Here is a 647-nt window from a genome sequence, read left to right as displayed (position 1 = left end):
CGCCGACATCGTCGTGCACTCATCGACGAAGTTTCTCGGCGGGCACGGGGCGACGCTCTCGGGCATCGTCGTCGACGGCAGCACCTTCGACTGGGCAGCGAATGCCGACCGCTACCCGCAGCTCGCCGACGCGGAGACGCGCTGGGGCGAGCGCCGTGCATTCGAGCAGTACGTGCGGTTCAACCAGCTGTACGACTTCGGCGCGACGCTGTCGCCGTTCAACGCGTTTCTGCTGCAGCAGGGCCTCGAGACGCTGTCGCTTCGACTCGAGCGGCACGCCGCGAACGCCCACGAGCTCGCGCTCTGGCTCGCCGAGCAGCCGGGCGTCGAGTCAGTCGACTACGCGGGGCTGCCCGGCGGCCGCGACTTTGAGCTCGCGCAGCGCCTCTACGGTGGGCGCAGCGGCTCGGTGTTCTCGGTGACAGTCGAGGGCGGCCTCGAGGGCGCCCGCACCTTTATCGATCACCTGTGCGTGTTCTCGCGCATGACGAACATCGGCGACACCCGCTCGCTCGCGATTCACCCCGGCACGACAACCCACGTGAACTTCACGCCCGAGCGCCGCGCCGCGCTCGGCATTCACGACGGGCTCGTGCGGCTCTCGGTTGGCATCGAGTCGGTCGAGGACCTGCGCGCCGACCTCGCCG

The 647-nt window shown here is 69.6% G+C and carries 1 protein-coding gene; it reads left to right on the top strand.

Annotated features, from left to right (window positions below):
• Nucleotides 1-647, top strand: a 647-nt coding sequence (locus ID132_RS13910) for a PLP-dependent transferase (protein ID WP_235988405.1), incomplete at both ends; no start/stop codon positions are given.

Origin of the sequence: Gulosibacter sediminis, from assembly GCF_014904065.1 — a bacterium.
Lineage (GTDB): Bacteria > Actinomycetota > Actinomycetes > Actinomycetales > Microbacteriaceae > Gulosibacter > Gulosibacter sediminis.
Note: the sequence above shows the minus strand (reverse complement) of the source record. Positions and strands in the feature narration are given on the sequence as shown.